This window comes from Elizabethkingia sp. YR214 (assembly GCF_003058195.1).
Classification (GTDB): Bacteria; Bacteroidota; Bacteroidia; order Flavobacteriales; family Weeksellaceae; genus Elizabethkingia.
In genome coordinates this window covers 221,387-246,102 of the sequence record NZ_QBUH01000002.1, presented here as the reverse complement: position 1 = coordinate 246,102, position 24,716 = coordinate 221,387, and the positions used below count along the sequence as shown (strand labels likewise).

Below are 24,716 nucleotides of genomic sequence, written 5' to 3'. Positions count from 1 at the left end.
TAACCTAAAATATAATTTATAAAAAAATAAGCTCACCGAAGTAAGCTTATTTTTTGCTATTTATCAAGATCTATGCTGAATTACGACTTGCATTAATGTTTCCGAATAATGCCCTTGTTACAATCTTTTCATAGGTTTCTTTATGCGGATTCTCTTCTTTAATCTTTTGTAAAGCATATTGCTGAATGGTTAACAATGGCAGTACAATATTTTCTCTCATTTTGATTGAGCTCTTAGACAAGGGTTCTTCTTCCATCAGAGCTTTGTAATCTGCAATTTCCAACAGCATTTCATGAGTCAGCAAATATTCATTGTGCAGAATCTGCCAAAATTCACCAAACACTTTGTCATTACGTAAGTAATAGGTCAGCGGAAAATAGGTCTTGCTCATAGACATCATACTATTCTGAATAAGCGTCTTGAAGAACATAGATTCTCGATATAGCTTTTTCAGATCTTCCAGTCTGCCCTCTTCTTTTAATCTTTGTAAAGCCGTGCCCACTCCGAAGTATCCGGGTACATTTTGCTTCAATAAGCTCCATGATCCTACAAACGGGATTGCTCTTAGATCTTCGAATACCAGCTGTCCATCATTTCGCTTACTCGGACGACTTCCGATATTAGTACGTCCATAATATTTCAGTGTACTAACCTCTTCCAGATAAGGCACAAAAAGAGGATGATCCTTCAGTGCTTTATATTTCTGATAGCTAATTCCGGCAAGCTCATTTAGTAATGCTCTTTCCCAATCTTTCAGATTTATTTTGTCCTGAGGGAAAATTTCGTTTTCTAATCCTGCTGTAAGCAACTGCTCAAAGTTAAAAGTTGCCTGATCTTTCGTTCCAAAAACACTGGTGATTGTTTGACCCTGAATCGTTAATTCTATCTGGTGATTGGCAATACTTTTGCCCTGCGCCGCATAAAACTGGTGTGTTTTCCCACCACCACGTGCAGGAGGCCCACCTCTACCATCAAAGAATATTACTTTGATATCATTTTCATCTGAAACCCTTGACAATACTTCTTTAGTTGTATAAATATCCCAGTTGGCTTTTATATATCCGGCGTCTTTTGTTCCGTCTGAAAATCCAAGCATAATAAATTGTCTGCCACTACGGCGATTCAGATGTTCTTTATACTGAGTAAGGTTATAAAGCTTGTTCATTGTTGCCTCTGCATTTTCAAAGCCTTCGATCGTTTCAAACAACGGAACAATATCTATTTTTAGATCCTTATCGGCATAGCCACAATATTTAAATAGGGCATAAACATTCAGAACATCATAAATAGAGGAACTATCCGAAATAATATAACGGTGAATACTTTGCTCTCCATTTAGTTTCTGAATATCTTTTACCTGGTAGATGTTTTTCAACGTATCCTTTACTATATCATCACTATAATTTTCAGGATCAACCTGTAAAGAAGTGTTGAGAAGCAGATTCAATTTTTCGTCCTCATTCAATGTGTGATAATCTTTCCCAAATTCTTTTTCAAAAATCTGTTCCAGCGCTTTGTAATGGATTTTACTGTTCTGGCGAATGTCCAGCGATGCGAAATAGATTCCGAACAAATCTATACGGCCTATCAGATCGTCGATTTTATCAATAAACAATCCGTTATTTTTCTCTTTAACTTCGTAGCGGATATCCTCTAAAGCTTTTTTAAACTCCCCGGCAGTAAGATCGTATTTATTCTCAAAAATATTCTGATATACTCTTTCACTAATTTGTCTCAGCATTTCGGTGACTTTAGGGAAAGTAATTCTTTTGCGAAGCTTTTTAAGATGCTCATAATAACATTTAAGGATAGCCAGTCTCAACTCGGAAGATACTCTCTGAGTAATTTCTGCAGTTACAAAAGGATTTCCGTCTCTGTCTCCTCCTGGCCAAAAGCCTAATTGGAATAAATGCGGATTTATATTAGCATCATCAAAAATACGTTTGGTATCCCGGTACAGCTCACCTAAAGTATCATAATAAACATAGCGCAGGTAATAGATAATACTCTGAGCCTCGTCATAAGGTGTTGGCTTTTCCTGATTGATAAATGACGTCATCCCCAGCTGCTGCAGGAGCATATCTATATTGGTAACTGAATCGGACTTTATAGCCTGATTCAGGTCATGGAGAATAGATTGTACGGAATTGGAATAAAACTGTGTCGGGTGTGCTGTAAACACAACTTTAACACCAAATTGTTCCATTTTCTCTTTAATAATTTGCAGCTTTCCCTGTTGGGATGCAACTTCATACAAATTACGGACAGTTCCGGGATCTGTATTGGCATTTAGTGTAGAAAATGCTGAATCTTCAATACTGTCGAATAGCACTACCTGTCTTTCTACATATTGAATAATACGGAACAAAAGATCTATTCGCTCCTCTTCTGTTTTCAGGTCTGTATGACTGTCGAAGAAATGTTTCATCACCTCCATCGGAGATTTTCCATTTTCATAGCCTTCTTTACTCTCTTCATGGAGAAAAGGCAAGAGCATTCCGATATTGGTCATTTTATCGTATGGAAGGCTCATGAAAAGGCTATTATAGATCTGAAATTTGTTTTTTACAATTTGTCTGAATTTTTCTACTTGTTCATTGGTCTTCATTAACACTATTAATTTTGGTGAAAAGTTAAGGCTTTTATTGGATTTTATAGTTTAAATATTTACTAAATCTTCTTATTATAAATTTATTTATTCGAAAAATACACTTATATAAATTCTGACAAAATATTTAAACCTATCAAATTTAGGCAACATTTAATTCTTCACAAAGAAAATAATTACCTTTGTAGCATGTCTAGCGCTAAGAAGATATCCGCATAATACATAACTTCTGACATTTCTGCCGGGGTTATGGCAATTTCTGTTTATTCAGGCTTTCCAGCCTGAAGATTTCTAGTTATTATATACTAACAAGCATTTAGCCGTTAATTTTAATTGAACGGCAAATGAAAATTTAAAAAAATCAAAATGAATATCCTTTTTAGACAAGAAAATAAAGACGATTATACAGCTGTATTTAACCTAATTCAAAGAGCATTTGAAAAAGAAGAAATGAGTGATCACAGCGAGCAATACTTAGTTGAAAGACTCAGAAACTCCGAAGCCTTTATTCCGGAACTTTCTATTGTTGCGGAGATAAATCAAAATATTGCAGGACATATTTTACTCACCAGAATTAAAGTTGTAAATAACGAAAACGAAGAATTTGAGTCTCTGGCATTAGCTCCGGTCTCGGTACTTCCAGAATATCAGGGTAAAGGTATTGGCGGAAAACTAATAGAAACCGCTCATAAAAAAGCTAAGGAATTAGGTTTTGGCTCTGTTATTTTATTAGGCCATGAAAATTACTATCCCCGATTCGGTTATGAAATAGCCAAAAAATATGGAATTAAATTACCGTTTGAGGTTCCCGATGAAAACTGTATGGCTATAGAACTTATTAAAGGCGCTTTAGAAGGAGTTGAAGGAACAGTTTCTTATCCTAAAGCCTTTTCCGAATAATATAACATCTTATTTATGATACTGCCAGTGCTTTTGTACTGGCTTTTTTATGGTATAACTGTAACTAAATGTATCAGTAGCTGTCTTATTAAAAAAACTTAGTATGAATATTCAAACACCTCACAAAACCAATTTAGAAGATTCAAAAATTGATGTAAAGATTAAACTGGCTGCATTATGGGTTTCTGTTACATTATGTTATTTATATGGAGATTACTTTGAACTCTACGTTCCCGGAAAAGTTAAAGGGCTTATTGATGGGCACAACCTTCTCAATGATCCTCAAAAATTATTCGGAGCCAGTCTATTATTAGCTATTCCGGCTGTTATGGTTGGGTTATCTGTTATTCTGAAGCCAAAACTCAACAGATTGCTCAATCTTATTTTCGGAATATTTTTTACTTTGGTTATGCTGCTCATTGCTGTTACTTCTTTAGATGCGTGGAGAGCATTTTATGTATTCCTGGCATTAACGGAAAGCGCTATTACAATTCTGATTGTTTTATATGCATGGAAATGGCCTAAGCAGAAATTAAGTTAAGCAAGGAGAGGCATTTTTCCTTATTTTAGCTCATAATAGTATTTATAAGTCTATAAAGAAAATGGAACAATACGATACTCATAAAAATAAAGTTCAGGAATCAGGTTTTACGACCATTGATCAAGTTTATACAGACGAAGAAGTACAGGCTATTCTTGAAAAAATTGAACAGGCTGACAATTCTAAAGATACTTTTAGAAAATCAAAAGATTTATTTGCAATCAGGCAATTCCTGAAGGAAGTTCCAGAGACCCATGATTTAATTTTCAATGAAAGATTAAATTATATAATCCATACAATATTTGGTTCAGACTATTTTGTTGTAAAAAGTATCTATTTTGACAAACCTGAATCTTCAAACTGGTATGTAGCCTATCATCAGGATCTGACTATTTCTGTTGATAAGAAAGCAGAAATGGAAAATTTCGGTCCATGGACGACAAAACAAAATCAGTATGCTGTACAGCCTCCACTCGAAATTTTACAGAATCTTTTTACAATACGAATTCATCTTGACAATACAAATTCTGAAAACGGTGCATTAAAAGTTATTGAAAAATCTCACTCAAAAGGCATATACAGACCGGAAACCATTGACTGGAAAACGGAAAAGGAATCTACCTGCAGTGTGAGCAAAGGTGGAATTATGATTATGAAACCTCTTTTATTACACAGCTCAGGCAGAACGATCAATAATAGAAAAAGAAGAGTTATTCATATCGAATTCTCGAATGTAGGTCTTCCTGCTCCTTTAAGATGGTCTGAAAAATTAAACTAATTGCTCACATATTTTACACTTATAAAAAACGAATAATAATGCATGCAGAGAAGAATCTAAAAAAAATTTTCCAATATGAATATTTAGTAAATGCAAAATACTTAAAAGATATTCTACAGGAAAATAAGATATCTGCTATAATTGATTACGAAAATAAATCTCTTTTTGTAGAAGATAATGACTTCAATAAAGCAATACTAATCGTTAATGAGGAGAATATTAATGAGAGCAAAACAATAGATCAAGAAAATTTTATGGAAGAATATGATGAATGGAATAGAAACAGCTTAAATCCGGGACATTATTTAGGTGGTCATATTCCGTTCTTTTACAAAACAAGATCAAACCATCTAAAATTTGCTATTATAACACTAATCAGTTTGATTATACAAATAGTACTATTCTTTATAGCAACAAATATAGACCTGTGGAATATTCTATTTTTAATAATTACTATAATTATTGGAATCAATTTTACAGTTTCATGGATTAATTATAAGTCTGAAAAAAGAAAAGCACAAGAATTTTAGCTACCCCCTTTTCGTATTATTTATATAGTTTCATAATATAGATTTTATAAGTCTGAATATTCGCAAAATTCAACATAATCTGATTTAAAGCCTTAAAATAAAGCCCTACATTTGTTTGGTAAAATCAATCCTATGCTAAATTTTAAATATAAAAATCCAACCAAAATTATTTTTGGAAAGGGTGAAATCGCTTCACTTGGAAAAGAGATTCCTTCAGATGCTAAAATTCTTCTGTTATATGGAGGTGGCAGCATTAAAAAGAACGGTGTATATCAACAGGTAAAAGACACCTTAGCGAATCATCAGGTAGAAGAATTCGGTGGCATTCCTGCTAATCCGGAATATGAAGTACTAATGGAAGCTTTACAGTTTATCAAAGAAAAGGATATTACTTATCTTCTTGCCGTTGGTGGAGGTTCGGTTATTGACGGAACCAAATATCTTGCTGCTGCTGCAAAATACAATGGAGAGCCTTGGGATATCCTTAGAAATTCGGTAAGAACCATGGAAGGGCAAGCTTTACCTTTCGCTACAGTACTTACTTTACCAGCTACAGGTTCGGAAATGAATTCCGGATATGTTATTTCAAGAAGAGCTACTCAGGAGAAATTATCTTCTGGCGGACCAGGATTATTTCCACAAGTTTCTGTTCTTGATCCTGAGGTTATTCGCTCTATTCCGAAAAATCAGATTGCCAATGGTATCACCGATGCATACACTCACGTAATGGAACAATACATGACCTATCCTATTGGTGCTACATTACAGGACAGATTTGCAGAAAGTATTTTGCAATCGTTACAGGAAATTGCACCTAAGGTTATGCAGGAAGAATTTGATTATACAGCCGCTGGTGACTTTATGTGGAGCTGTACTATGGCTCTTAACGGATTAATCCAACAAGGCGTTCCTTCAGACTGGGCCGTACATGCTATGGGACACGAACTTACGGCATACTACGGTATAGACCATGCACGTACATTAGCGATTATTGCACCTAGCCATTACCGTTATAACCTGGAGTCTAAAAAAGAAAAATTGGCTCAATATGGAGAAAGAGTATGGAATATCACGGAGGGAACAACGGAAGAGAAAGCATTAAAAGCCATTGAAAAAATGGAGGAATTCTTCCACTCTTTGGGAATACTAACTAAACTTTCAGAATATACAGAGGCATATAACGGAACTGCAGAAAAAGTTGAAAGTGCCTTTATCAGTAGAAATATGGCAGGTATTGGGGAGCATAAAAAACTAACGCCTTCCGATGCTAAAAAAATTGTTGAAATGAGCTATTAGGAAATATGAAGAGATTAAAAATGATATTTGCGTTTGTAATATTACTCTCAGTAACATTGCAAGCGCAAGAAAAGAGAATGTTTTGGCACGACATTCAGGAATTTAAAAAGAGGGACAGCTTAAACGGAATTCCTCAAAATGCAATATTATTTATCGGCAGTTCTACTTTTACCAAATGGTTGGACATTGCTAAATATTTTCCTCAGAAAAAAATTATTAACAGAGGTTTCGGGGGGTCAAGGTTATCTGACCTGAATTACTTTGCAGATGATCTTCTGAAGCCTTATAACCCTAAACAAATTGTCGTTTATTGTGGTGACAATGATTTTGTATCAGAGGACAAGCCATCTGCAGATACTGTGGTTGCACGGTTTAAAACATTCTACGGTAAAATAAGACAGTATTATCCTAAAATTAACGTGTCTTACATTTCCATTAAGCACTCTCCTTCCAGAGAAGACTACTGGCCGCAAATGCAGCAGGCTAATAAGGAAATAAAAACTTTTTTGAAAAGTCAGAAAAATACGTCATACATTGATATTACTAAAGCAATGAATGATAAAAATGGTGTTATAAGAAAGGATATATTTCTGGATGATATGCTCCATATGAAGCCATCGGGTTATGCTGTATGGGAAAAAGCTATAGCGCCTTACTTAAAATAATTACGAAATGCTCCTGATAGGAGCATTTTTCTTTATATTTTTGCGAAAAAATCATATGACTAAAAATCTATTTTATCTTCTTCCTATTTTTATCTTATTATTTTCCTGTCGTAGCGATGATAATAAATCTGATATTAAGACTGAGCCGGAAATTCTTGTCAAAAAAATCAGTCCATTATTCTCTCCTGAGGGACATATGATGTTACCTCCTAATTCTGAAACAAAAAAGAACTTTGAACTTGAATATGATTCAAAAAATAGATTAACAAAAAGAATTGGGCTTATTATTTCTTCAGCAGGACCTTTTTATGGTTTTACAGACAAAATAGCTACAATTATCGAATATAACAATTCATCCGCATCTATAAAAAACATTGCTATAATTCCTGATTATCCTATAATCGATATTAAGGAGGATTTTAAATTCAATAATGAAAACCAAATTATTGAAAAATATATTCCAGCAAAATACAGTAACAGAATGGATAAAAAAATTAAATACTTATATGATGGAAAAGTATTAATAAAAAGGGAAACTACATACCCTAATAGGTCATACGATCCTTCTTTATCTTGGGATTATATTGAAACTATTGTTGAAGATTATATATATAATTCTAATAATAACCTTCAGAAAATAGTAACAACCAGTCATAAAACCGGGAACGTAAACTCCAGTACCAAGACTAAAGAAATAACTTTCGGTGATTATGATACCAGTAAAAATCCGTTTGTAAAACTGGGCATTCTCAATGATTATTTTGAAAGAAGTTTGTCTAAAAATAATTTTAGATCCAGATCAGAAATCAGTTATAATATAGATGGTACTCCTAGAGATAAATCGGAAAATACCTGGGTTTTCATGTATAACACTAAAGGTAATTTAATTATAGAATAACACTTTAATATATTACAAGATTAATCATCAGACATATATACAATAATAAAAAATCATATGAATAAAAATCTATTTTATCTTCTTTCAATTTTCATCTTATTATTTTCCTGTCGTAACAGTGATAATGAATCTGATATTAAGACTGAACAGGAATTCCTTGTTAAGAGACTTAATCCGGTATTTTCTCCTGAGGGATATAATATATCAGCCTCCGGTCCGGAAGTAAACAGTTATTTTGAATTTGAATATGACTCAAAGAACAGAATAACAAAAAGAATTGGGTCAGTTTTACAGCCATCTACATACAGTTATATATTTACCGATAGGGTAGCTATAATCATAAAATACAATAACTCATCTGCCTCTACAAAAAAAATTGATATAAAAGATCCTAATTCTACTATAATTGATATTGAAGAAAATATTCTATTTAACAATAATAACCAGATTATAGAAAAAAATATTCCCAGTCTGAATCATAATCCCAAATATGATAAAAGAATAAAGTATTTTTATAATAATAAAACTTTAGTAAAAAGAGAAACAACATACCCTAACAAATTATTTAATACTTTGGAGCCTTGGGAATACATTGAAACTATTGTTGAAGATTATATATATGATTCAAACAGTAATCTTCAGAAAATAGTAACAACCAGTCACAAAACCGGAAGCATAAATTCAGTAGATAAGATTAAAGAAGTAACTTTTGGTGATTATGATACCAGTAAAAACCCATTTACAAAGCTGGGTATTCTCAATGATTATTTTGAAAGAAGCTTATCTAAAAACAATTTCAGATCCAGAATAGAAATGAGTTATGGTATGAACGGAATTCCATATAAGGAATCAGAAGACAAATGGCCTTTCCCTTATGATTCTAGTGGTAATTTAATTCTGGAATAATATTTTAATGCAATAAACAAAAGCATTATAAAATCAAAGTTATGGAAGTCAACAAAAATATATCCTTAGTCCTTTCCGGTGGTGGTGCAAGAGGCTTAGCCCATATAGGTGTTATCGAAGAACTGGAGAGGCAAAACTTTAAAATAAACAGTATTGTTGGTACTTCCATGGGTGCATTAGTTGGAGGAATATATGCCATGGGCAAACTTCAGGAGTTTAAAGAATGGATAGTAAAGCTTAACCGTTACAGCTTTTTAAGGCTTATAGATTTTTCATTCAAAAACGGTGGTTTCATTAAAGGTGAAAAAATCCTGAATATCCTAAGTCTGGCTGTTCCCGGAAAAAATATTGAGGACCTTAAAATTCCATTTGCATGTCTAGCGACAGACATACAGGCACATCAGCCTGTCTATATTAATTCAGGTAATATCTATGATGCTATAAGAGCATCTATAGCTATTCCCTCTGTTTTTACGCCGGTTATAAAAGACAATATGGTTTTGGTAGACGGTGGTGTTCTGAATAACATTCCGATTGATTATGCAATAAAAACTAATCCGGAAGATAAAATACTCGCAGTAAACGTTAATGCCAGAATTCCTTTTGAAGGAAAAGCTCTTCCTACGCCTTCATCTAAGCTGGGAATGCTTAGACTGACTAACCGGACTATATCTTTGATGATTGAAACTATTGGTAATTTTAATCTTAGAGAACATGCTCCTGATTTTATGATTAATATTTCCCGTTATTCCTGTGAATTGTATGAGTTCTATAAAGCTCAGAGTCAAATTGAATATGGTAGAAAATGTGCCCGGGAGCAGCTAAAAAATTATTTTACACAACACTAAAGAAACATCAGAGATTTTTCAGTTAAAATATTCTATAATCTCCAATATAAAAAACCGTGTAAATTCTTACACGGTTTTTATTTGAGCTGTTATTATCTCTTATTTCTTTTGGCTTTTTGTTTCTGCTGATTTCTGTTAGCAGGCTTTGTTTTAGGTGGTTTTCTTTTAGTAGGTCCACCAAGATTAATCTTTTTATTCTTATCCTTCTTTTCATGAAATGCTCCACCACCCTGCGTAATATCCGGAGCTTTGGTAGGATTCTTCATTTTAACCTCTTCTTTCTCAGATTCGATTTTTTTAGGATTAATAGTTACTTCCTCAGGGAAATCGAGAAACTGAAGCTCTTTATTCATTAAAACTTCAATCTCCAATAGCAAAGCTTCTTCTTTTTTAGTAATGAAAGAAATTGCTGTACCATCTTTATCAGCACGACCCGTACGACCGATACGGTGAATATATTGTTCTGGAACCTCTGGAACTTCAAAATTGAATACATGGGTAATATCTGAAATATCTAGACCACGTGCCATTACATCTGTTGTAATAAGGCCACGCACTTCGGCATCTTCAAATTTACGCATGGCTCTTAGCCTGTAGTTCTGAGATTTATTGGAGTGGATTACATCAAACTGATCCGGATACAACTCGTCTAACGTATTGAAAAGATAATCTGCATGTTTCTTATTATTAGCAAAAACCAATACTTTAGACATGCTTTCATCACTTTCCAAAAGATGTTTTAACAAGTTGATTTTAGTATTGAAGTTCTCGACCTTATATCCCTGCTGAGTAATTTTTTCTAGTGGAGTTCCCGATTTTGCTAAGCTTATTTCTTCAGGACCGTTAAAATATTCATCCAGCATCGTATCAACAGCTTCCGTCATCGTTGCAGAGAATAATATATTCTGTCTCTTCTGACGCATTACTTCAAAGATGTGAGTTAACTGTGGGCGGAATCCTAAGTTTAGCATTTCATCAAACTCATCAATAACAAGATGACGTACATCTTTTAGGCTTATTGCATTATCTATTGCTAAATCTAGTACTCGACCAGGTGTTCCTACCAAAATATCACAACCATTGTCAAACAACAATTTCTGTGTATTAATATTTTTACCACCATAAATACCTATAACACGAGCTGTCATGTTTTCAGTTAGATTTTCAAGTATTTCCGTAACCTGTACAACAAGTTCACGAGTAGGTACTAAAACCAGTACTGTAGGGTTGTCGGCTTTGGAATATTTCCACATTTTGAGAACTGGCAATAAATAAGCCAGGGTTTTACCTGTACCCGTTTGTGCAATACCCATAACATCGCGTCCGGACAAAATAGGTTTAAAGCTCTTCAGCTGAATAGGGGTTGGTACAGTTATTCCGTTTTGCTCTAATGCCGAAAAAAGATTTTTCGGTAATTCGAAATCCTCAAATGTTATCATTTTGCAAAGATATGAATCAGTATATGAAAACCGAAATTTTAGCACTAAGTTTCTCTTTTCACTATTTCTATATCCATATACTGATTGTAATACCTGCTTTTGTTAATCAAATTAATATCTGAAACTCAGTGTCAATGTATAATATCTCCCATTACCTCTCACATATTCAGCATCCCTTGCAGTGTACATGGATGTAGGGGTAAAATAGGTCTTATTAAACAGGTTTTCTACTCCCAGCCCTAACATTATAAATTGATTAAATTTGTAACTTCCCTGAAAATTGAACAGATTGAAAGATTCTACAGGTCCTTCACCTTCTTCATACTTTCCTGATTTATCCGGAGAAAAACGATCTCTTTTGAATGAGTACATATGGTATACACCGATATTCAGTTTTTTGTCATCAGACATCCATTTGACATAAGAATTTAATCTTGGCGGTGCAATCCTCAGCCCACTCAGATACTTTTGATAGGTATTGTCATTATTTACATCTACTTTCCCTTCCTGATAAGTATAATTTACTCCTATATTCAATCCTCTTGTCGGATAAATATTCATTACAAGATCCACTCCACTAATATATTGTGGCGCTCGCAATGGTGTCCAAAAACCATTCACAGAAACTAAATCTGCTCCAAGCTTAGAGTAATTATAAAAATAACTCGCAGAAAAGTCTATAATCTTTCCTATTTTACTATTGAAACCTATTTCATAGCTGTCTACTTCAACGGGTTCTGTATTAATTTCGTTTAGCACATTACTTTTAGCATCTCTCAGTACACGTCCAAGATCATAAATATTGAATCCTCTGGAATAGGATGTAAATGGCTGGAAATAGCTAAAAGCAGTATAACTAAGTCCAGCATTGTATGAAAAATTCTTATACTTCAGACTTCCTCCTTGTACATTAAAAGCACTGTCTTTTCCGGAAGGAAGCGTTGTGTAATCCGGAACTTTTATATTCATTAAATCCCAGCGGCTCCCCATTTTTACTGTTAAATCTTCTGTAAGATATAGTTTGCTTTGTATAAAAGGCGCAAATGCCAGCATATTCAACTCAGGAACCCATACTCTGCCATCTACTAATGGCTGCGTAGTATGTTCATTCAGTAGATCAATACCATAAGTAAGAGAAGCTTTTAATATACCGTCTTTTCTGAATTCTGTATTAAAGTCGGTCCGGAAACCATATTTCTTTTCCAGAATTGCAGATTGTCCGCCTGTTTTCCAACGGGGAGCTTCTCTGTAGTCGTAAATCGTATAAAAGTCCTGAAAATAAACAGACGCATTGAATGATGTATTTCTGAATATGGAAGCATTAGTGTATTTCAGATATGCGTTATGATTGTATTTAGTTCCTTCTTTTACACCAAGACCTTCTCCTATTTTACCTGTTGATGGTGTTACACCATATTTTCCTTTATCCAGAATATATTTAGAATCTTGTAAACTAGAATAATAGTTGTACATCAATTCTATTCTACTTTTATCATTAAATGAATAACCCAATTTTGCAAAGGCGTTATTCACTTTTGTTTCCCCAAGTCCATATCTGGGATTTTGAACCAAACCCTCTCCATCAATCTTAACACCATTTTCTGTGAAAGTTCCGTTTACCAGATAATCAAATTTGCCCAATTTTCCATAAAAGCTCTGTGATACTCTATATCCGGCCCCTCCTTCGGATTTAAACATCTTGTTATTGAATAATTCGTGTCCTGTGAATCCTAAGACAGTTTTTCCGGATATTGTTTTTTTCGAATTATCTTTTTGAGTTATATAATTAATAATTCCTCCTTCTGCACCGTTTCCATAAATAGATGTTGCACCTTTAACGACTTCAATTCTTTCAAGTACAGAAGGATCTATACTTCTAATCTCTCTGTCGTTATTCCGGAGTGGGCTGGATTGTGGAATCCCGTCTATCATTATCAATACATTTCTCCCCCGTAATGTTTGTCCTCTGTTTCCAACGAGGTTATTTCCAAATGCTAATCCAGGAACCTGATAAGCAAGGATATTACTAAGATCCGGAGAAATTGCAGCTTGCTCTTCAATTTCTTTTCGGTTGATAATATGTACTGTTGAGGCTGTTTTTTTTATTATCTCTGGTGTCCTCGTTGCTGTTATAATGACTTCATCAAGTCTACCTTGTTTAACAGAATCATTTACTTTAATAACATTTTTCTGAGCATTTGCAATTCCCGATACAAGGAATACACTCCCTAAGCATAGTAGTGTTTTTTTCATTTAGTAGTAGTGTGTAATTGTTCTTATTTAGAATAAACAAATTTAACACTTTTTAAATAAAACCTTGCTTTATAAGCTTCAGTAGGAGGTTTGTTATAATAAAGAGTATTGAAAAAATTCGGAATAAAATAAAATATAAAAGAAATTAACCGTCTGTAATTATCTTTTTCTTAATATTCTTAGTACCAGAATAAAAATAATAATGACATTAATCACAATACCAATAATACCCAGTACAGATATATTACCAACCAATGGCTCAGCCTTCCCAACCCATAAAATTGCCGTACCAATCATATTAGCACAAAGGATAAGAGCCAGAATAAGGTCATGAAACCCTCTTTGTATAATATTATTAGTTTTGGAGAGATTTTTAACTTCTGTATTCAGGGTAAGTGTTCCTTCATTCGCTTTCAATAAAACACTACTAATTTCACGTGGTAAAACATCAATATGTTCTGCAATTTCTTCTGCTCTCTTCACCCCTTTATTAAATAGATATCTCGGACTTATACGCTTCATCATAATCTTCTTCACATATGGCTCTGCACTTTTCACAAGATCCATGTTAGGATTTATTTTTCGGCCTACACTTTCAATAAGACTTATTCCACGTACCAGAAGATAAAAATATTCCGGCATGTTGACTTTATTTTCCATCAGAATAGCACGCAGCTTATTCAGAATAAAGCCGGCATCTATGTTTTCCAGAGATGCACTATGTACAAAATCTAAAACTTCCTGAAGATCATTTTCCAGTTTACGTTCATCTTTAATATCTATTTCAACAGCCATTTTTTTAATGACTTCAATAAGCTTTCTGGGTCTTTTCGAAATGAAATTAATGATAAAGTTTTCTAATAATTCCTTGTCCTGAGGGAAAATAGTTCCCGTAGCTCCAAGGTCAATAAATACAACTCTACCGTCTGGTTTTACTAGAATATTTCCTGCATGTGGATCTGCATGAAAGAAGCCATAATCCAGGATTTGCGCCAGAAATAGCTGAAGCCCTCTATCCGCAATTATTTCAGGATCCAATCCGTATCTTTTTAATCCTTCGATATCTGTTGCTTTTACACCATCTATAAACTCCATACACAATACTTCGTTATTGCTCAGTTCTTCATATACTTTAGGAACATAAGTACTTTTGTTATTCCTGAAGTTAAAAGCAAATTTTTGTATGTTTTCTTTTTCCTGTACCAAAGAGAGTTCCGTAAGCAATGATTTTTCAAACGTAGCAATCGCTTTATTCAGGTCCAGATGCTGTGCAAATTCAAAATAAGTATTGAGAATCTTTGCCAGATCTTTCATGAGTAATAAATCATCTTCAATAACCTCCTGAATTCCCTGTCTTTTTATTTTTAGTACTACAGGGCTGCCATCTTTTAGTATACCTTTATATACCTGTGCAATAGAAGCAGAAGCAATAGGTTTTCTATCCAAAGACTGGAATACATCTGAAATACTAATACTCAGTTGCTCTTCCAATATAGAATCAAGATCAAGATCCTGTACTTCTACTCTATCTTGTAGATTTTGTAGTTCGGCAATCATTTCTTTAGGAAGCATATCTTCCCGGTTACTAAAAGCCTGACCTATTTTAACAAAGGAGGGTCCCAATTCTTCTAATGCCATACGGATACGTTCGTATACTGTATTCTGGGTATCCGGCTCATCAGAGAAATTTGTTTTTTGATCATTCTGCCCTCCAATTCTGGACACAATATCTTTAAAACCATATTTAGCAAGAACCGAAATAAGACGGCTTGTGCGCTTTAGCTTTCTCTGTTGTTTATTTAGCATTACAATAATTTTGTTCTAGTTAATCAAAAACTGTTCCTCCAAATATATTCAATATAATTTAGGAAGCCTACTACAAAAAAAGCAGCCAAAAGGCTGCTTTAATATATTAATCGATATAGGAAATTATTCCCACTCGATTGTTGCAGGTGGTTTACTTGAAATATCGTAAGCAACACGGTTAATACCTCTTACCTCATTGATAATTCTGTTGGAAACAGTTTCCAGAAATTCATAAGGAAGTTTGCTCCATGTAGCCGTCATAAAGTCTATAGTATTAGCAGAACGTACAACAGCTGTATATTCATAAGTTCTCTCATCTCCCATTACTCCAACAGATTTCACCGGAAGTAATACTACGAAAGCCTGAGATACTTTTTCATACAGATCATTTTTGTACAATTCTTCGATGAAGATATCATCTGCTTCCTGTAAGATTCTTACTTTTTCTACATCTACTGCTCCAAGAACACGAATACCTAATCCGGGACCTGGGAACGGGTGTCTGTATACCAAGTGGTGAGGAATACCTAGTTCTTCTCCAACTTTTCTTACTTCGTCTTTGAAAAGCTCTCTTAGTGGTTCTAAAAGTTCGAAATCCATTTCCTCAGGAAGACCACCAACATTGTGGTGAGACTTGATTACTGCAGAAGGTCCTTTTACAGACTGGGATTCGATAACATCCGGATAGATTGTTCCTTGGGCTAAGAATTTAGCGCCTTCAATTTTATGAGATTCCTCATCAAAAACAGCGATAAACTCGTTTCCGATAATTTTTCTTTTCTGTTCAGGATCATCAACACCAGCCAGCTTAGACAAGAATCTGTCAGCAGCATCTACCAGTTTAATGTTCATATGGAAATGCTGTCCGTAGTTCTCCATTACTTTTTTCGCTTCATCTTTTCTCAGAAGTCCTGTATCTACAAAAATACAAGTCAGCTGATCTCCGATAGCTTTATGGATTAACACGGCTGCTACAGAAGAATCTACACCTCCGGAAAGTCCAAGAATAACTTTCTGGCCGCCTACTCTTTCTTTAATATCAGCAACTGTTCTTTCAATATAGTTAGTCAGCTTCCAACTTTTTTCGGACTGACAGATGTTCAGAACAAAGTTCTCCAACATCCTACTTCCTTCCTCTGTATGAGAAACTTCAGGGTGAAACTGAACAGTAAAGATTTTTTTATCTTCATTTGCCATTCCGGCAATAACACCAGATTTAGCAACGATATCAAATCCCTGAGGAGCTGTTTCAACTTCGTCAAAATGGCTCATCCATGCAATAGATCTTTCTTTTACTCCGTCGAATAAAGAACAAGCCTTTACAATTTCCAGTTCAGCTTTACCATATTCTCCTTTTACACCTTTAGCAACTTTACCTCCTAGAAGGTGTGCTGTTAGCTGCATTCCATAGCAAATTCCTAAAACAGGAATTCCTAATTCGAAAATTTCTTTTGAAACCAAATGTGCATCTTCTGCATTTACCGAAGAAGGACCACCAGAAAGAATAATACCGAAAGGATTTCTTTCTTTAATTTCTTCCAATGGTGTGTAGTAAGGGATAATTTCGGAGTACACTCCCATCTCTCTTACTCTTCTTCCGATTAACTGGTTATATTGTGAACCGAAATCTAAAATAATAATTCCTCTTTCCATAAAAATTAAGGTAACAATTTAGCAATACAATAATGTAACAATCAGTTATTAGTAAACCGGTACATTGATATATTGGTAAATTCGTTGATATTTATTAAAATCCCCTAAACTTTCGCTCAGGGGTTATGTTTATTTTTATTTCTTTTGCTCGAACAAGCCTATATCGTGTCTGTAGAAGCCGTAGTCGAAAGAAATCTTTTTGATGTTGTCATAAGCCTGCTTTCTGGCATCATCATAAGTCTCTCCAAATCCTACAACGTTTACGACTCTGCCGCCTGTTGTATAATAGCTGTTTCCACCTTTTCTGGCGCCTGCAAGAAGACAAAGTGTATCTACTTTATCTGTTCCTTTTATTTCAAGACCAGTTTCGATGTTTCTTGGATATCCTCCGGAAACCATTACAACACATACCGCTTTTTTATCTGCGAATTTCAGTTCTACCGGTTTACCTTCCATACAGTCATTGATAACATCTACAAGGCTGTTTTCTAATAATGGTAATATAACCTGAGTTTCAGGATCTCCTAAACGCATATTGTATTCCAATAGGTAGCTACCTTCTGCAGTAACCATTAGTCCGAAGAAAATAAATCCTTTGAAGCTAAGGTTTTCTTGCTTAAGACCTTTTAGAGTTGGCAACATTATGTTTCTTTCGAAATCAGCATAGTGCATTCCATTGAACTCTGGGCTTGGAGCAACAGTACCCATACCTCCGGTATTCATACCTTCGTCACCTTCACCTACTTTCTTGTAGTCTTTTACCGGGATACAGGGAAACAGTTCTTCGCCGTTAGAGAAACAGATAATAGAAGCTTCAAATCCTTGTAAAAATTCTTCAATAACCAGTTTAATACCTGCATCACCATGGATTCTTCTGATCATGAAATCATGAATAACAGCATCTGCTTCTTCAAGAGTTTCACAGATAACTACTCCTTTGCCACCTGCAAGACCGCTGGCTTTGATAACTAACGGGAATTTGTGATCCTTAACATAGTCCAAAGCTTCCTGGTATACTTCGAAAACCTGAGCTTTAGCCGTTTTAATGCCATGATCCTGCATAAATCTCTTAGAGAATGCTTTAGAACCTTCTAATGAAGCTGCCTTAGCATTTGGTCCAAAAATTTTAAGACCTGCTGCTTTAAACTCATCTACGATGCCATCTACTAAAGGCGCTTCAGGACCAACTATTGTTAAATCAACTTTTTCTCTTGTTGCAAATTCTACCAATTCAGGAATAGAATCTTCATATATATTCTCACCATATTCTTCGGTTGAAGCATTTCCTCTTGCAAAGAATATTTTTTTAACTTTAGGATCTTGTTTAAGTTTCCATCCAATTGCAGCCTCACGACCTCCGGTACCAACGACTAATACTCGCATATTTTAGCTATATGTTTTTTTATTTAAATCTTAAAAATTTGTGCTTTACTTTGTAGCAAGTGTCAAAGATAGCATAAAAACTATTTTTTTCAAAAAAATAGAAAGTTAATTCCTGTTAATGAAATTAATGGAAAAAGTGACGCATACCTGTAAACATCATTGGAATTTCATGCTCATTTGCGGCCTGAATACTTTCTTCATCGCGCATAGAACCTCCTGGCTGAATGATAGCTTTAATTCCTTCTGCAGCACAAAAATCTACAACATCTCTGAACGGGAAGAAAGCATCTGATGCCAGTACCAATTCTCCTCCGAATTTAGCTTTTGCTCTTTCTACTGCATGTTGTGTAGCCCAAATACGGTTAACCTGACCTCCACCAATTCCTAAAGCCTGCTGACCATTGGAAACAACGATTGCATTAGACTTTACATATTTCACAACTCTTTGTGAGAAAATCAATGCTTTTCTCTGCTCATCTGTTGGCTGCTTTTCTGTTACAACACTGATATCTGTAGAGAATTCATCATCAGCATTCTGTACAAGCATACCGCCATCAATTTTAACCCAAACCTGTTTATCAGAAACCGGATGTTTAATTTTAATCACACGAAGGTTTTTCTTCTTGTTAAGGATCTCTAAAGCATCAGCATCAAAATCAGGTGCCATAACAATCTCTAAGAAAGTTTCGTTAAGAGCAGTTGCTGTAGCAGCATCTACTTTAAAGTTCATTCCTACGATTCCTCCAAAAATTGAAACAGGATCGCACTCAAATGTTTTTCTGTATGTTTCTTCCGGTGTTGTACCAACAGCTACTCCACAAGGTGTAGAATGCTTCACAGCGCAACAAGCCATTTCTTCTTTGAATTCATTTACCACTTTCCAGCAAAGATCCATATCTCTCAGGTTATTGAAAGAAAGTTCTTTTCCGCCTAACTGTTCGAAATCCTTCATCGCTCCTTTTTCTACTGTAGAGACATAGTAAGCAGCAGACTGATGTGGATTTTCACCATAACGAAGATTAGCTACTTTCTTAAATGAAGCATTAAGATAGTTAGGATATTCTTCTTCTAAAAGCATTTTGGAAATAGCAGCATCATAAGCTGCTGTAAGGTTGAATACTTTCCCTGCCAACATCTTACGTGTTTCCAGCTGAGTATTTCCGGAAGTTTCAATTTCTTCCTGAATTTTTGTATAATCACCTGCATCGGTAATTACAGTAACATCAAAGAAACCTTTAGCTGCAGAACGCAACATAGAAGGTCCACCTATATCGATAAATTCTACTTTTTCTTCTAAAGAAATTTCTTTATCAGCATTTTCAAAGAACGGGTAAAGGTTAACGATTACCATATCGATCAACCCAATTCCGTGCTCCTGAACAGTTTTCATGTGCTCTTCGTTTGAACGAACTGCTAGAATACCTCCGTGGACTTTTGGGTGTAATGTTTTTACTCTTCCATCCAGCATCTCCGGAAAGTTAGTTACTTCATCAATCTGAATAGGGCTAAGTCCTGCATCTTTAAGATGCTTAAAAGTTCCCCCTGTTGAGATTAGTTCATAATTGTTTTTTTCCAAAAACCTGGCAAAATCGATTAGACCGCTTTTGTCAGAAACACTAATTAATGCTCTTTTTTTCATTTCTTTCTTTACTTTTTGTACTAATCTTACTTAAGGATTAGTCTTTGGAAAATCTGCAACAATTATTTCCTTTCCCAAATAATTGTTGCAAACATTCCCGTTTTCACTTTTTACTTTTTACTTTTGGCTGCTTTCTCAGCCCGATTTTATTTCAAACTTTATTAGTCTAATGGATTAGCTATTCAACACTTTTTCAATAGCTAAAGGAAAAATATCATATTCTATCTGGTGAACTTTACCAGCGATATCTTCCGGAGTGTCATTTTCTTCAACAGTAATTTTTCCTTGCAGGATAATCTCTCCTTCATCTACTCCTGTCGTTACAAAATGTACTGTAGCACCAGATTCTGTTTCTCCAGACTCTTTAACAGCGTTGTGTACATGCATTCCCCACATTCCTTTTCCTCCGAATTTTGGAAGTAAAGAAGGGTGAATATTGATCATCTTGCCTTCCCACTTTTCGCAGAACTCCTGAGTAAGAACGGATAAAAATCCAGCCAGCACAATAAGTGATGTGTCTTCAGGAATTACCATATCCAGTTTCTGGCAAAAATCTTTTCCTCTTTTAACTAACTGAAAAGGGATTCCGGCATCTTCGGCTCTTTTTAGTCCATAACAGTCACGGTCAGCTACCACAAGGCTTATTTCAGCATTCTGAATTTCCTTTTCAGCAATAGCGTTTATAATCCGCTGCAGATTGGTCCCTGAACCTGATACCAGTATTACTATTTTCTTCATTTTTCAAATGCAACAACCTAGCAATGTAGTAATATAACAATATCTTTTATTGGTGAATTGTTACATTATTATATTGATAAATTATTTTTAGATTAATTGGATTTTCTCAGCGTTCTCTGTAATCTCCCCTACCAGGTAGGCATCTGGTAAAAGCTCTAAAGCTTTCTGAGCATCTGCTTCGTTCAGGACAACTACCATACCTACTCCCATATTGAAAGTTCCATACATTTCTTCACGTGCAATATTTCCTCTTTTTTCAAGCTCTAGCATGATAGAAGGAATCCTGATTTCTTTTGTTTCAACACTTGCGCAAAGACCTTCAGGAATAATTCTAGGAATATTCTCATATAATCCGCCACCTGTAATGTGTGCAATACCGTGAATTTCCATTTCATTCATCAATTTCTGAATGCTTTGGTAGTATAATCTTGTAGGTACTAATAATGTTTCGTGGATTGGTTTTCCTTCGAAATCTTCATTGAAATCAGGAAAAACTTTTCTTACCAAAGAGAAGCCATTAGAATGGAATCCAGAACTTGGTAAAGCAATAATTTTGTCTCCGGTTTTGATTTTTGAACCATCAATAACCTGATCCTTTTCTACAATACCTACACAGAAACCTGCTACATCATAATCCCCGGGATTATACATTCCCGGCATTTCAGCAGTTTCACCACCAATAAGGGCGCATTGATTGTCTTTACAAGCTTCCACCATTCCTAAAACGATTTCAGCAGCTACATCGGCATCTAATTTTCCACATGCTAAGTAGTCTAAGAAGAATAAAGGTTTTGCACCATGACATACTATATCATTAGCACACATCGCAAAACAGTCAATTCCTATAGAACCGTATTGTTTTGTATCCAATGCTATTTTTAGTTTGGTACCAACACCATCTGTACCACTTACCAATACTGGGTTTTTGTAACCACCAATCTCATAAAAAGCACCAAAGCTTCCAAGATTGTTCAGTACGTTCGGGTTGTGTGTTTCGCTAACGGCCTTCTTTATCTTGTCCACCGTCTTGTACCCTTCTTCTTTGTCAACTCCTGCGGATTTGTAGGTATTCATTTTTAGTTTTTATTATTTAGTGAATAAAATTACAATTTAAAATTGATCTGAAGTTTTGATTCTCAATTTGTTTTATCAAAAAACGTAAATAAAAAAGCCGACAAACTTTTGGAGTCTGTCGGCCATTATTTTATCTCAAATTTAAAGGGCACACCGATTTGTCTTTTCCTATTGTCCGGGATGACTGATGCTTTTCTTTAAATTGCTTTATGATCTTCACTTCTGAATTTTGATGTGCAAATTTAATAAAATTTACTTTAAAATCCTATAAGAATTTACGCATTTACTTTTGCAGCGAATTCTTCTTTTATTTTGGCAATTTTATGCTCCAATTCTTTAGCTTTTTCAGCATCTACAATTCCTTTTTCAGCATCAAAGTTATCTTTGAATTTAGGCAATGAAAAAGTTTCTACAATATTTCCACCACTGTGAGGGAAACGAGCAGTTGCAGCAGCTAATACATTTGCTCCACCTTTTGGTCCTGGTGCTGTAGCCATCAGGAAGATATCTTTATCTCCCCAGTGTGGTCTTCCCGGAATACGGGATACCCAGTCGAAAACATTTTTAAATGCTACAGAATAACTGCTATTATGCTCAGCAAGAGACATCAATACTAAATCTGCACTGTCAATTTTTTCTGCGAAATTCTTCGCCTCCTGAGGAACTCCGGATTGTTGTTCTCTGTGAACTCCATAAATAGGCATTTCATAATCATTAAGATCCAAAAGCTCTACTTCATTGCTGTCAAATTGCTTTGCAACATATTCTACCAATAACTTATTAATTGATGCCGGAGAGTTAGTTCCTGCAAAAGCTACTATTTTCATCTGTATATATAATATTTCTAATTGTTAGTATAAAATGAGCCGCTATCATTACTTATTACGAAGTATTGATTTCGGCTCATTTATTATTTTAAATTTTCTGAATTCAAATTAATTTGCAAAATTAGGCAAATTCATAGGAACATCAATAATCAAAACTTCAGAATTTTCTGTTGCTTCAATGTTGAACTTATCAATATCCCAAATTCCTAGTGCATCACGGGTATTTAGTACCTGATCTCCGATCTTCACCTGACCATTTAATACAAAAACGTAAGCGCCATTTCCTTCTTTATGAATAGGATAATCTTTGTTGAATCCTTTATCAAAATTAGCCACGTTGAACCATGCATCCTGATGGATCCATACTCCTGCATCATCTGCATTAGGTGACAATATCTGTTGGAAATCGTTTTTCTTATAATCTCCGGAAACATCTACCTGATCATATCTAGGCGTAACATTTTCTTTATTAGGGAAAATCCATATCTGTAGGAATTTTACCGCTTTATCTGCATTAGCATTCATCTCACTATGCATTACTCCTGTACCGGCAGACATTACCTGAACATCTCCTTTTTTTATGATTCCTGCACTTCCCATATTATCACCATGCTTCAGATCTCCTTCTAATGGGATAGAAATAATTTCCATATTGTTATGAGGGTGTTTGCCAAAGCCCATACCACCTTCTACATAGTCATCATTTAAAACTCTTAATGTTCCAAAGTTTACTCTTTCAGGGTTAAAGTAGCCTGCAAAGCTAAAACTGTGTGCACTTTTTAACCAGCCATGATCTGCAAATCCTCTGCTGTCTGCACTGTGAAATACTGTTTTCATATGTTTATGTTTATTTTTTATTTTCTTATGCAAATTTAAGCCAGCACAGTAGTGAATGAATTGATGTAAGATAAGTAAGATAAGTAAGATAAATATGAAAATATATTTCATATATTCGTAAAAAAACCAGGAATAAACATCAAACATCAGATTAATATGGCAAAACCTTTACCAATTGTATCTTTTACTGCGAAATTAAAAATACGCAACAATTATAGTCTGCAAATTCATTTAATAAATTGCAATAAGAGATGGAACATGTATTAGAAAATTGCAATAGTTGCGGTACAGCTATTAACGGGAATTTTTGCAGTGAGTGCGGACAGAAAAAATTCAAAAGAATTGACCACACTTATATAATCGATGAAGCTAAAAGCTTTGCTTACTATACAGAAAAAGGGTTTTTCTATTCTGTTAAAAACATCATTCTAAATCCCGGAAAGACGGCCAGAAAATTTTTGGAGGGTGACAGAATACACCACTACAAGCCTTTTGCCCTTACTATGGTTCTCAGTGGAATTTCGATATTATTATCCAGTTTCCTAAATATAAAGGACATCATGGAGAAGGCAATAAAGGCATCTAATCAAAATGTATCCGACAAATTTGTTGATGCCTATACTACAGGCTTCCTCTCCTATTTCACTTTTATTATGCTGGCTTTGATACCGTTTTTTTCACTTCTTACCAAGATAGCGTTTAGAAAATGGGGACAAAATTATTACGAGCATCTGGTAATGAATGCCTATTTCCAGTGTTTTTATACCATTGCGCTTATTATTATTTTTTATCCTTTTTATTACTTTCTTCAGAATGATCCGATAACAATTGGAAAAATATCTTCTTTATCATATTTTATTGTTCCAATATTACTTTTTTGGTTCTACAAAGGTTTTTATTCAGAGAAAAGTACAAAAAGCATTATTGGACGTCTGATAATCTTTTACTTATTGCAGATTGCTGCCGCGATTATAATTTTTATCGGCCTTTTTATAGTAGGCGTATTAATCGCTAAACTTAATCCTGAATTACTAAAAGGTATGATCAATAAATAGGATATTATTATTTTCTAAGTACTCAATAAAAATAAAAGGCTG

21 protein-coding genes are annotated in these 24,716 nt (G+C 34.6%); 10 read left to right on the top strand and 11 right to left on the bottom strand.

The window, feature by feature from the left end:
- Positions 1-70: 70 nt before the first annotated feature.
- On the bottom strand, positions 71-2,608 hold the full coding sequence (locus C8J95_RS04220) for a phosphoenolpyruvate carboxylase (protein WP_107808889.1): 2,538 nt from the start codon (positions 2,606-2,608) through the stop codon (positions 71-73).
- 366 nt (positions 2,609-2,974) lie between these two features.
- On the opposite strand from C8J95_RS04220, the gene C8J95_RS04215 reads away from it, so the two are divergent.
- From C8J95_RS04215 to C8J95_RS04175, 9 genes are all read left to right on the top strand, one after another.
- On the top strand, positions 2,975-3,508 hold the full coding sequence (locus C8J95_RS04215) for a GNAT family N-acetyltransferase (RefSeq protein WP_107808888.1): 534 nt from the start codon (positions 2,975-2,977) through the stop codon (positions 3,506-3,508).
- A gap of 103 nt (positions 3,509-3,611) precedes the next feature.
- The gene (locus C8J95_RS04210; protein WP_107808887.1) at positions 3,612-4,049 is read left to right on the top strand and encodes a DUF6326 family protein; all 438 of its coding nucleotides are present in this window, start codon (positions 3,612-3,614) and stop codon (positions 4,047-4,049) included.
- Positions 4,050-4,110: 61 nt separating this feature from the next.
- Complete coding sequence (locus C8J95_RS04205) at positions 4,111-4,827, top strand: phytanoyl-CoA dioxygenase family protein (protein ID WP_107808886.1); 717 nt, start codon at positions 4,111-4,113, stop codon at positions 4,825-4,827.
- A gap of 38 nt (positions 4,828-4,865) precedes the next feature.
- Positions 4,866-5,357 (top strand): hypothetical protein, encoded by a 492-nt coding sequence (locus C8J95_RS04200; RefSeq protein ID WP_107808885.1) that lies wholly within the window; start codon positions 4,866-4,868, stop codon positions 5,355-5,357.
- Positions 5,358-5,489: 132 nt separating this feature from the next.
- Positions 5,490-6,653 (top strand): iron-containing alcohol dehydrogenase, encoded by a 1,164-nt coding sequence (locus C8J95_RS04195; RefSeq protein ID WP_107808884.1) that lies wholly within the window; start codon positions 5,490-5,492, stop codon positions 6,651-6,653.
- 5 nt (positions 6,654-6,658) lie between these two features.
- The gene (locus C8J95_RS04190) at positions 6,659-7,318 is read left to right on the top strand and encodes a GDSL-type esterase/lipase family protein (RefSeq protein WP_107808883.1); all 660 of its coding nucleotides are present in this window, start codon (positions 6,659-6,661) and stop codon (positions 7,316-7,318) included.
- 55 nt (positions 7,319-7,373) lie between these two features.
- Positions 7,374-8,216 carry a hypothetical protein gene (locus C8J95_RS04185; RefSeq protein ID WP_107808882.1) on the top strand — a complete coding sequence of 281 codons (843 nt, stop codon included), beginning with the start codon at positions 7,374-7,376 and terminating at the stop codon, positions 8,214-8,216.
- Positions 8,217-8,273: 57 nt separating this feature from the next.
- On the top strand, positions 8,274-9,122 hold the full coding sequence (locus tag C8J95_RS04180) for a hypothetical protein (protein ID WP_107808881.1): 849 nt from the start codon (positions 8,274-8,276) through the stop codon (positions 9,120-9,122).
- Positions 9,123-9,163: 41 nt separating this feature from the next.
- Positions 9,164-9,970: a patatin-like phospholipase family protein gene (locus C8J95_RS04175; protein ID WP_107808880.1), complete on the top strand. Its 807-nt coding sequence runs from the start codon at positions 9,164-9,166 to the stop codon at positions 9,968-9,970.
- A 92-nt stretch (positions 9,971-10,062) separates the two neighbouring features.
- Here the strand turns inward: C8J95_RS04175 and C8J95_RS04170 are convergent, their stop codons facing one another.
- The 10 genes from C8J95_RS04170 to C8J95_RS04125 form a co-directional block, all read right to left on the bottom strand.
- Entirely contained in the window at positions 10,063-11,409 is a 1,347-nt protein-coding gene (locus C8J95_RS04170; RefSeq protein ID WP_107808879.1) for a DEAD/DEAH box helicase, read from the bottom strand.
- 111 nt (positions 11,410-11,520) lie between these two features.
- Positions 11,521-13,662 carry a TonB-dependent receptor gene (locus C8J95_RS04165; RefSeq protein ID WP_107808878.1) on the bottom strand — a complete coding sequence of 714 codons (2,142 nt, stop codon included), beginning with the start codon at positions 13,660-13,662 and terminating at the stop codon, positions 11,521-11,523.
- Positions 13,663-13,821: 159 nt separating this feature from the next.
- Positions 13,822-15,468 (bottom strand): AarF/ABC1/UbiB kinase family protein, encoded by a 1,647-nt coding sequence (locus tag C8J95_RS04160; RefSeq protein ID WP_107808877.1) that lies wholly within the window; start codon positions 15,466-15,468, stop codon positions 13,822-13,824.
- Between the two features lie 123 nt (positions 15,469-15,591).
- Entirely contained in the window at positions 15,592-17,121 is a 1,530-nt protein-coding gene (gene guaA / locus C8J95_RS04155) for a glutamine-hydrolyzing GMP synthase (protein ID WP_107808876.1), read from the bottom strand.
- A gap of 135 nt (positions 17,122-17,256) precedes the next feature.
- Complete coding sequence (gene purD / locus C8J95_RS04150) at positions 17,257-18,504, bottom strand: phosphoribosylamine--glycine ligase (protein ID WP_107808875.1); 1,248 nt, start codon at positions 18,502-18,504, stop codon at positions 17,257-17,259.
- A 124-nt stretch (positions 18,505-18,628) separates the two neighbouring features.
- Entirely contained in the window at positions 18,629-20,143 is a 1,515-nt protein-coding gene (gene purH, locus C8J95_RS04145) for a bifunctional phosphoribosylaminoimidazolecarboxamide formyltransferase/IMP cyclohydrolase (protein ID WP_078405120.1), read from the bottom strand.
- Positions 20,144-20,317: 174 nt separating this feature from the next.
- Entirely contained in the window at positions 20,318-20,881 is a 564-nt protein-coding gene (purN, locus tag C8J95_RS04140; protein WP_107808874.1) for a phosphoribosylglycinamide formyltransferase, read from the bottom strand.
- A gap of 87 nt (positions 20,882-20,968) precedes the next feature.
- Positions 20,969-21,955: a phosphoribosylformylglycinamidine cyclo-ligase gene (gene purM, locus C8J95_RS04135; RefSeq protein WP_078405118.1), complete on the bottom strand. Its 987-nt coding sequence runs from the start codon at positions 21,953-21,955 to the stop codon at positions 20,969-20,971.
- A gap of 275 nt (positions 21,956-22,230) precedes the next feature.
- On the bottom strand, positions 22,231-22,782 hold the full coding sequence (locus C8J95_RS04130) for an NADPH-dependent FMN reductase (protein ID WP_107808873.1): 552 nt from the start codon (positions 22,780-22,782) through the stop codon (positions 22,231-22,233).
- A 108-nt stretch (positions 22,783-22,890) separates the two neighbouring features.
- Positions 22,891-23,619 carry a pirin family protein gene (locus C8J95_RS04125; protein WP_107809025.1) on the bottom strand — a complete coding sequence of 243 codons (729 nt, stop codon included), beginning with the start codon at positions 23,617-23,619 and terminating at the stop codon, positions 22,891-22,893.
- A gap of 251 nt (positions 23,620-23,870) precedes the next feature.
- On the opposite strand from C8J95_RS04125, the gene C8J95_RS04120 reads away from it, so the two are divergent.
- On the top strand, positions 23,871-24,674 hold the full coding sequence (locus C8J95_RS04120; RefSeq protein WP_107808872.1) for a DUF3667 domain-containing protein: 804 nt from the start codon (positions 23,871-23,873) through the stop codon (positions 24,672-24,674).
- Positions 24,675-24,716: the final 42 nt, after the last annotated feature.

Excerpts from the sequence above, each read along its gene's own strand:
- C8J95_RS04220 (WP_107808889.1), bottom strand. The coding sequence starts at position 2,608 with ATGAAGACCAATGAACAAGTAGAAAAATTCAGACAAATTGTAAAAAAC.
- C8J95_RS04160 (WP_107808877.1), bottom strand. The coding sequence starts at position 15,468 with ATGCTAAATAAACAACAGAGAAAGCTAAAGCGCACAAGCCGTCTTATT.
- C8J95_RS04180 (WP_107808881.1), top strand. The coding sequence starts at position 8,274 with ATGAATAAAAATCTATTTTATCTTCTTTCAATTTTCATCTTATTATTT.
- C8J95_RS04210 (WP_107808887.1), top strand. The coding sequence starts at position 3,612 with ATGAATATTCAAACACCTCACAAAACCAATTTAGAAGATTCAAAAATT.
- C8J95_RS04190 (WP_107808883.1), top strand. The coding sequence starts at position 6,659 with ATGAAGAGATTAAAAATGATATTTGCGTTTGTAATATTACTCTCAGTA.
- C8J95_RS04120 (WP_107808872.1), top strand. The coding sequence starts at position 23,871 with ATGGAACATGTATTAGAAAATTGCAATAGTTGCGGTACAGCTATTAAC.
- purM (WP_078405118.1), bottom strand. The coding sequence starts at position 21,955 with ATGAATACCTACAAATCCGCAGGAGTTGACAAAGAAGAAGGGTACAAG.
- purN (WP_107808874.1), bottom strand. The coding sequence starts at position 20,881 with ATGAAGAAAATAGTAATACTGGTATCAGGTTCAGGGACCAATCTGCAG.
- purD (WP_107808875.1), bottom strand. The coding sequence starts at position 18,504 with ATGCGAGTATTAGTCGTTGGTACCGGAGGTCGTGAGGCTGCAATTGGA.
- C8J95_RS04215 (WP_107808888.1), top strand. The coding sequence starts at position 2,975 with ATGAATATCCTTTTTAGACAAGAAAATAAAGACGATTATACAGCTGTA.
- C8J95_RS04165 (WP_107808878.1), bottom strand. The coding sequence starts at position 13,662 with ATGAAAAAAACACTACTATGCTTAGGGAGTGTATTCCTTGTATCGGGA.
- C8J95_RS04185 (WP_107808882.1), top strand. The coding sequence starts at position 7,374 with ATGACTAAAAATCTATTTTATCTTCTTCCTATTTTTATCTTATTATTT.
- C8J95_RS04170 (WP_107808879.1), bottom strand. The coding sequence starts at position 11,409 with ATGATAACATTTGAGGATTTCGAATTACCGAAAAATCTTTTTTCGGCA.
- C8J95_RS04205 (WP_107808886.1), top strand. The coding sequence starts at position 4,111 with ATGGAACAATACGATACTCATAAAAATAAAGTTCAGGAATCAGGTTTT.
- C8J95_RS04200 (WP_107808885.1), top strand. The coding sequence starts at position 4,866 with ATGCATGCAGAGAAGAATCTAAAAAAAATTTTCCAATATGAATATTTA.
- C8J95_RS04175 (WP_107808880.1), top strand. The coding sequence starts at position 9,164 with ATGGAAGTCAACAAAAATATATCCTTAGTCCTTTCCGGTGGTGGTGCA.
- C8J95_RS04130 (WP_107808873.1), bottom strand. The coding sequence starts at position 22,782 with ATGAAAATAGTAGCTTTTGCAGGAACTAACTCTCCGGCATCAATTAAT.
- purH (WP_078405120.1), bottom strand. The coding sequence starts at position 20,143 with ATGAAAAAAAGAGCATTAATTAGTGTTTCTGACAAAAGCGGTCTAATC.
- guaA (WP_107808876.1), bottom strand. The coding sequence starts at position 17,121 with ATGGAAAGAGGAATTATTATTTTAGATTTCGGTTCACAATATAACCAG.
- C8J95_RS04125 (WP_107809025.1), bottom strand. The coding sequence starts at position 23,619 with ATGAAAACAGTATTTCACAGTGCAGACAGCAGAGGATTTGCAGATCAT.
- C8J95_RS04195 (WP_107808884.1), top strand. The coding sequence starts at position 5,490 with ATGCTAAATTTTAAATATAAAAATCCAACCAAAATTATTTTTGGAAAG.